5 protein-coding genes and 1 other annotated feature are annotated in these 5,720 nt (G+C 27.0%); all 5 genes read right to left on the bottom strand.

From position 1 onward, the window contains the following. Positions 1–13: 13 nt before the first annotated feature. The 5 genes from BN899_RS02980 to BN899_RS02960 all read right to left on the bottom strand — a co-directional run bounded on the left by BN899_RS02980 (position 14) and on the right by BN899_RS02960 (position 5,627). Complete coding sequence (locus BN899_RS02980) at positions 14–1,666, bottom strand: glutamine--tRNA ligase/YqeY domain fusion protein (RefSeq protein ID WP_042272764.1); 1,653 nt, start codon at positions 1,664–1,666, stop codon at positions 14–16. A gap of 174 nt (positions 1,667–1,840) precedes the next feature. Beyond that, positions 1,841–2,091: a binding site (T-box leader), on the bottom strand. A 100-nt stretch (positions 2,092–2,191) separates the two neighbouring features. After that, positions 2,192–3,103: a sensor histidine kinase gene (locus BN899_RS02975; protein ID WP_052356536.1), complete on the bottom strand. Its 912-nt coding sequence runs from the start codon at positions 3,101–3,103 to the stop codon at positions 2,192–2,194. 12 nt (positions 3,104–3,115) lie between these two features. Next, the gene (locus tag BN899_RS02970; RefSeq protein ID WP_042272763.1) at positions 3,116–3,895 is read right to left on the bottom strand and encodes an ABC transporter permease; all 780 of its coding nucleotides are present in this window, start codon (positions 3,893–3,895) and stop codon (positions 3,116–3,118) included. Continuing rightward, positions 3,888–4,808 (bottom strand): ABC transporter ATP-binding protein, encoded by a 921-nt coding sequence (locus tag BN899_RS02965; RefSeq protein WP_042272760.1) that lies wholly within the window; start codon positions 4,806–4,808, stop codon positions 3,888–3,890. Before BN899_RS02965 ends, BN899_RS02970 begins: the two co-directional genes overlap by 8 nt. Positions 4,809–4,931: 123 nt before the next feature. After that, the gene (locus tag BN899_RS02960; RefSeq protein WP_042272758.1) at positions 4,932–5,627 is read right to left on the bottom strand and encodes a response regulator transcription factor; all 696 of its coding nucleotides are present in this window, start codon (positions 5,625–5,627) and stop codon (positions 4,932–4,934) included. Positions 5,628–5,720 lie beyond the last annotated feature (93 nt).

Here is a 5,720-nt window from a genome sequence, read left to right as displayed (position 1 = left end):
GCCTATTTTTATATTATTTATATGAACTTTTAAGCGCTACTATCCTATTAAAAACTAGCTTTTCATTACTTGAAAGTTTATAGTCCTTTACAAAGTATCCGTTTCTCATAAATTGAATTCTTTCATCATCATCTAATTCAAGAGCATAATTTTCAATAACTGAATTAGTCTTAATTTCTATTGAGTTTGGATTTAAAACATCAAATAAATTATTTGAAGATGGTAATTCTGTAAATAAACTATCAAATAATCTTACTTCACAAGGTGTACAATTACTTTCACTTATCCAGTGAATTGTTCCCTTTACTTTTCTTTTATTAAATCCACTTCCGCTCTTAGTTTCTTGGTCATAGGTACATCTAAGTTCAATTATATTTCCATTTTCATCTTTTATAACTTCTTCACACTTTATAAAATATGCATTCTTAAGTCTAACCTCTCCACCTAATATTAATCTATTATACTTCTTTGGTGGATTTTCGTTAAAGTCTTCTCTTTCTATATATAAGTATTTTGTAAATGGTATTGTTCTTTTTTCTATCTTGTTATTTTCTATATTACTTTCAATATCTAGATATTCTATATGATTTTCATCTAAGTTTGTTATAACAACTTTTATAGGATCTAATACTGCCATTACAGATGGAGCCTTAGTTTTTAAATCTTGCCTTATAGCATGTTCTAGCATTGATATATCAACAATACTTTCACTTTTAGCTACTCCTATTTCCCCTAAGAAACTAGATATTGCTTCTTTTGTATATCCTCTTCTTTTTAATCCCTTTATAGTTGGAAGTCTTGGGTCATCCCATCCATCTACAACCTTGCTTTCTACAAGTTGTTTTAAATATCTTTTACTTGTTACTACTCCACTTAAACTCATTCTTCCAAACTCTGTTTGTTTAGGAAGATTATTTTCTAAATCTAATTCATTTAATACCCATTCATATAATGGTCTATGATCTTTAAATTCAGCTGAGCATAACGAGTGAGAAATACCTTCTATATAATCTTGAATCGGATGAGCATAATCATACATAGGATAAATACACCAATCATTACCTGTTCTATAGTGAGAAGTATTTAATATTCTATATATTATAGGATCTCTCATATTCATATTGCTACTTTCCATATCAATTTTAGCTCTTAAAACTTTACTTCCCTCTTCAAAATATCCTTCTTTCATTTTTATAAATAAATCTAAATTTTCTTCAACGCTTCTATCTCTATAAGGGCTATATTTTCCTTTTGTAGTTAGTGTCCCCCTATATTCTTTTATTTCTTCATTACTTAAATCGCATACATATGCTTTTCCTTTTTTAATAAGATATATTGCATAATTATATATTTTTTCACTATAGTCAGAACCGAAAAATACTTTATCACCATAATCAAACCCTAACCATTTCATATCCTCTATTATAGAATTTACAAACTCATTACTTTCTTTTTGTGGATTTGTATCATCAAATCTTAAATTAAATTCACCATTATATTTCTCAGCTAGTGAATAACTTATGTTTATAGCATAAGCACTTCCTATATGAAGATATCCATTTGGTTCTGGTGGAAATCTAGTATGAATTTTGTCACATTTCCCATCTTCTAAATCTTTTCTAATTAATCTATCTATAAAATTTAAATTTTCTTTATTGCTGCTCATATTATATACCTCCATATTTTTAATTTTTTAGTATTTAGTTTGTATATAATATTTGCTGGTAAATTTGGATAAAGCTAAATCCTTTTATTAAAAATACTTTATTTGTCCCATTTAATCACATCCTTTCTTTATTCTTTGTATTAAAAAAACTCCCATCTCTAAGACTTTTATAGTCTTAGGGACGAGAGTTAAATTCGCGTTGCCACCCTAGTTTGTTAATATGTCACCATATTAACCTCTTCAAGTACGGTATTTTAATACTTATACTCTAGTTCTGTAACGTGAACAAACGTCATAGCATCACTTTAAAAAGATCCGTATGAGGCTCAGAGGCTTGTTTCAACAATAGTTATTTGCTCCTTTCCACCTTATGGAGCTCTCTGTAAAATAAGATTCTTGCCTACTCTTCTCATCATAGCCGTTTTATTTAATTGTATTAATAATATATAAATATCTTTTTAATGTCAATAGTAAAAAATTATTTATCTATATAGTATGCAATTTAGAGTAAATATTGCATATAAATTACTTAATCATAAATTTTACTTTAAATCTAATCCACTCTTTATCAACCTCTGCTTGGATTTCTCCTCCCATAGCTTGAATCAAAAGGTTAGTAATTGTAAGCCCAAGACCAGAACTTTGATTATTTCTTGAAGCATCCTTCATATAAAAACGTTTAAATAATTTTTCTAATTCATATTCATGCAAACCTTTTGTATCATTAGCAAATATTATAATTACTTCTTCATCTTTTTTCCTTAATGATACATTAAACTTAGTCTCACTATATTTAATAGCATTTTGAATTAAGTTTGTAAATATTCTTTCTAATGCATTTATATCTCCTAGTATGCTTATAGGTTCTTCTCCAATATCTAGTTCTACATTAATACCATTTTTATCAAATTCATTATAAAATTCAAGTAGTTGTTCTCTTAATTCCTTATGAATATCAACAACTTCCATTTTCATCTTATATTCTTTCGATTCTAATCTTGATAAATCATAAAAGGATTGAATTAAATTTTGTAGTCCTTTTGATTTTCTTTCTATAATCGAAATATACTCTTCCTTTTCTTCATTAGTAGAAGTTTCATCTCTCATAAGCTCTAAATATCCAAGTATAGAAGTTAAAGGTGTTCTTAAATCATGAGATATATTTTCAATCTCTTTTCGAATTTCTTCTTCTCTTTTAATATATCTAATTTTATCAGCTTGTGTTTTTCCTAAGTATTCATTTATTTCTTTCAATAAATTTTCAAATTCTTTATTAGGATATGCAAATGTAAGCTTACGATTAGCTTCTATATTTTCACTAATTTCTTTAAAATCATTAGTTGCTCCCTTGATATTTTTAGAAAGCAGGAAAAAGCGTGCAGAAAAATACACGCTTGGTATTAATAAAATAATCAAAATAAATACTATTATCTGCACACTAATATCCTCCTACTTAATCTCTCTTTTTTTAAATAATAAAAGTCCTAACATATAAAATATTAAAGTACCTATAGCACCTACTATAAAACACTTAATAAGTCCTTCTTGGCTACTCCAATACATAATCATATGCCCTTTTCCTTGGTTATAAATAATATTTGTGACAATGTTTGCTGGCATCAAACTTGCTATTTTTTCTAATACTACAATTTTTCTCCCTGCTATTGATAGTAATTGTGGCACTATAATAATTATTACCGCCCAAGTCACCCCTACTACTGTTTCATTTTCAAATGTAAAGTAAAGACAATGAGCAACTGTCATACTAACTAAAAATAAAGGAGTACAAGCTACTATTGCTCTAAGTAGGTCATTTAAATATACTATCCCACTATTTTCAAGCATAATATATGCACTTATAATATATGCCCCACTAATAAATATTAAATTTATTAATGAAATAACTAACTCCATTAAAAATTTTCCAAAATAAATTTGATTTCTTGGTATTCCATAAGAAATAGAATTCTTTAGAGTATGATGTTTAAATTCCTGTCCATAAATCGCTGAAACCATAGGTAAACATATAATCATAGGAGTTAACATTGATGTAAAAAAACTGCTAAATGAAAATCCTGTGTTACCATAAGGGAAGTTTGCCTGACCATTAGCATAAATACCTAACGAAACATTTAATAAAATTACAAATCCCATACCTCCAAATAAAAACATATAATTCCCTTTAGAACGTAGATTACGATAAACTTCACTTTTAATGTAATTAGTCATTTTTAGCACCTCCAATTAAAGACATATAATAATTTTCAAGGTCGAGAGATTTATGTTCCAATGATATTAATCCAATACCGTTAGAAACTACTAACTCGCTTATCTTTTCAGGATTTTTAACTCCATCAAATAGATGTATTTTTTCTCCTGGAATCACCTTATAATTTATATATCCTAACTTCTCCTCTAGAAGTGCTGAAAGTTTTTTCGCATTTGTAACCTTAATCGCTAAAAAACTCTTACACTTTTCTTCAAGTTCTTTAGCTGATAATTGTTCAACTAAAACTCCTTTATTTAAAAATCCATAACAAGTTGCAATATTTGATAACTCTGATAGTATATGACTTGAAATTATTATTGTAATATTTTTTTCTTTATTAAGTTTTAATAGTAAATTTCTAATTTCAATAATCCCAGATGGATCTAATCCATTAATTGGTTCATCAAGAATTAATAATTCTGGCTCTGTCATAATAGCAAGAGCTAACCCTAACCTTTGCTTCATACCAAGAGATAATTCTTCAAACTTCTTTTTCTTTGCATCAAGTAAATTAACTTCTTTAAGAACTTTATCAACTTTTTCTTTCCCTGGAATACCTCTTTGAAGACGGTAATATTCCATATTTTGATGTACTGTAAATTTTGGGTAAAAACATGGAGTTTCAATAATTGATCCTGTTCTTCTTCTCGCTTTATTTAAATCCTCGCTAGAAGATTTTGAAAATAATTCAAAACTTCCACTTGTAGCTTCTGACTGACCTGTTAAAATTCTAAGAAGTGTAGTCTTTCCTGCTCCATTATTTCCAACTAAACCATAAATGTCACCTTGATTAACATTAATATCTACGTTTGATAATGCAGTGTATTCTTTATACTTTTTTGATAATTTATGTGTTTTAATAACTGGCTTCATTTTAATCTCCCTTCTCACTTTCTTTTAGTTCTTTATAAACTATTTAATTAGTTCTATAGTAATAAGAATACAGAAATATTTTTAATAAATATTCAAGAAAGTTTAAAGAAAGTTTAAAGATTATTAATTTTTATCTAGTTTAAACCCAATTCCCCAAACTGTTTTTATATATTCTTCATCGCTATCCATTTCTTTAATTTTCTTTCTAATATTACTAACATGAACATTTACAGCATTATCTTCTCCATAATATCCACTCTTCCAAATCTTTTCATATAATACTTCTCTTGAATATACTTTATCTGGATTTTTAAGTAATATATTTAATATGTCAAACTCATGACCCGTTAGATATATATTTTTTCCATTTACTTTTACTTCTCTAGACTGTTCATTTAAGCTTAAATTTTTAAATTTATATTCATTAATATCTTCTAATTTTTTATCAAATTTTTTATATCTTCTTAGCTGAGAATTAACTCTAGCTAAAATTTCTTCTGATTCAAAAGGCTTTGTAATATAATCATCTGCTCCTAAGTTTAAAATATCAACTTTATCTTCTAAAGAAGTTTTTGCCGAAATAACTATAATTGGCATATCATTTTTTTCTCTAATATCTTTAATCAATTCTTCACCCGTTATACCTGGTAACATCAAATCAAGCAAAATCATATCAAATTTATCCATAGATAAACGTAATGATGCTTCACTTCCTGAAAATGCTTGAGTAACTCTATATTCCTTCTTCTTTAAGTTTTTAGCAACCAAATTATTAATATCCGCATCATCTTCTACTACTAAAATATGTTCTCTACACATAGCCCCTCCTTACTTAAATCTGCTATTTATTGCTTTAATAATATCATAATCTTTATATGTAAACAAAAAAGTATTGGTTATTTAACCAATACT

The sequence above is a fragment of the Faecalimicrobium dakarense genome (genome assembly GCF_000499525.1).
Lineage (GTDB): Bacteria > Bacillota > Clostridia > Peptostreptococcales > Peptostreptococcaceae > Faecalimicrobium > Faecalimicrobium dakarense.
This window is presented reverse-complemented; position numbering and strand designations above follow the sequence as displayed.

Coding starts and splice junctions, on each gene's coding strand:
- BN899_RS02970 (WP_042272763.1), bottom strand. CDS start 3,895: ATGACTAATTACATTAAAAGTGAAGTTTATCGTAATCTACGTTCTAAA.
- BN899_RS02980 (WP_042272764.1), bottom strand. CDS start 1,666: ATGAGCAGCAATAAAGAAAATTTAAATTTTATAGATAGATTAATTAGA.
- BN899_RS02965 (WP_042272760.1), bottom strand. CDS start 4,808: ATGAAGCCAGTTATTAAAACACATAAATTATCAAAAAAGTATAAAGAA.
- BN899_RS02960 (WP_042272758.1), bottom strand. CDS start 5,627: ATGTGTAGAGAACATATTTTAGTAGTAGAAGATGATGCGGATATTAAT.